This window comes from Pseudocoprococcus catus (genome assembly GCF_019734885.1).
Lineage (GTDB): Bacteria > Bacillota > Clostridia > Lachnospirales > Lachnospiraceae > Coprococcus_A > Coprococcus_A catus.
In genome coordinates this window covers 1-1,671 of sequence record NZ_JAAXCM010000013.1, presented here as the reverse complement: position 1 = coordinate 1,671, position 1,671 = coordinate 1, and the positions used below count along the sequence as shown (strand labels likewise).

The window sequence follows — 1,671 nt, the reverse complement described above, 5'->3', positions numbered from 1 at the left end:
TAAAGTGTACCCTTTGTCAAGGACACTATGACTTTTTCCTTTTCAGATTTCTATTATATATTTGTTTGTTGTGTAGAGGCATCAAAGTGATGCCTCTGATTGATTGTTTTCACCTTTTGCTTTAGGGATTATCAGAGGATAAATTCCTGTTGTCATATATTGATAATACTCAACAGGTGACAACCTTGCTAAGTCCCATTGATAACGTTCTGTATTATAGTATTCTGTCCAATCCCTAACTGCGTTTAATATCTCCTCATAGCTGTAGCACTCTGACAGATCCAGTTCGTCTTTCATATGACCAAAGAATGATTCCTGGAGAGCATTGTCCCAACAGTTTGCTCTACGTGACATAGACTGTCTCAGTTCATTATCCTTTAACAATTGGATAAATTTAATGCTGGTATAGTGGGAACCCTGATCGCTATGTATTAATGTTTCTGTGCTTAAATCAGTTCCATGTTTTTCTATTAACTGTTTTACTGTTTCTAATACAAAATCAATTTCTAATGATTCGCTGAGAACCCATGACAGCAGTTCCTTGGTACAGGCATCTATAATTGTTGACATATAGCACCGGGGTGCTTTTCCATTTATTATATACGTGATATCTGTTAACAGAATTTTTCTTGGTCCATGTTCCTCGAATTCACGGTTTACTATATTGGGTGCGGTATATGCAGTTGCCATTGCTTTTGCCATTCTCCGATAGGGATTTGCTTTGCGGATAGGACACTGTAAGTTATATTTCCTCATCAGCCGACGGATTTTTTTGATATTCATCACTATAGGCGGTTCCATGTGTAACAACCTCATATATATGCTACGGGCACCTTTATGATATCCTCGATACTGGTATGCTTTCAGAATCAAAAGAAAATCCTGTCTGTCCCGTTCCTCTCTTTCCATTCGCTGGTCTTCTGTTGAGAGATAATGGTAATAGCCCGAACGGGATACTCCTGCAATTTCGCACATGGCAGCTACATTCAATAGATTATCTTTTTTTTGCAAAGTATCATAAATAATCTGATACTTTGCATGGGCTGGTATTTTCATTATTCCGGAGCCTTCGGATTTAAAGATACAATTTTTTTTAGAAACTCAATCTCCTGATCTTTATATGCCAGTTGCATTTCTAAATATTTTATCCGATTTTCAGCCGACAGATATCCGTTGCAGCCCTGTGCATAGGTGTTAAGATCTCGAAAACCATTTCCCTTTTTTACTTCATTTCCAATCATGGTTTTCAGACCATTTATTCTGGAATCCCCCAGGATATTTGGATCTATCCCAAGAGTCGAAACAATCTCACGTGGAAGCCTGCCCTTTGACAGTTCCTCCCAAAACAGTTTTTTAAATTCTGCCGAGAAATGTACAATGCTCGATGATACATCCAACACATATTTGCTATTTCTCAGTGTGAGCATTTCCTGTTCTGTAAACTTTCTGTTTGCCATAATTTCCTCCAATTCATTTTTATTTTAATATCAATCTGAATCGGAGTCAAAAATCGATTTTGTACAAAATAAAGGGGGTCATCAGAACCATGTCCAAAGTTAAGGGTTCCCTGTAAACTCATTGTATAGATTTAAGGGTTTTCATTAAAACTTACTGTCTAATGGTAAGGGTTTTAAAAACTCAAACTGTCCAATCTATAGGGTACATTTTATA

At 37.0% G+C, this 1,671-nt stretch carries 2 protein-coding genes; both read right to left on the bottom strand.

Annotated elements, in window-relative coordinates; all coding sequences use genetic code 11:
* Positions 1–81: 81 nt before the first annotated feature.
* Complete coding sequence (locus HED67_RS01380; protein WP_246612063.1) at positions 82–1,056, bottom strand: IS3 family transposase; 975 nt, start codon at positions 1,054–1,056, stop codon at positions 82–84.
* Complete coding sequence (locus HED67_RS01375; RefSeq protein WP_221717302.1) at positions 1,056–1,457, bottom strand: HTH domain-containing protein; 402 nt, start codon at positions 1,455–1,457, stop codon at positions 1,056–1,058. The genes HED67_RS01380 and HED67_RS01375 overlap by 1 nt, the downstream gene beginning before the upstream one ends.
* Between the last annotated feature and the right edge of the window lie 214 nt (positions 1,458–1,671).

Excerpts from the sequence above, each read along its gene's own strand:
- HED67_RS01380 (WP_246612063.1), bottom strand. The coding sequence starts at position 1,056 with ATGAAAATACCAGCCCATGCAAAGTATCAGATTATTTATGATACTTTG.
- HED67_RS01375 (WP_221717302.1), bottom strand. The coding sequence starts at position 1,457 with ATGGCAAACAGAAAGTTTACAGAACAGGAAATGCTCACACTGAGAAAT.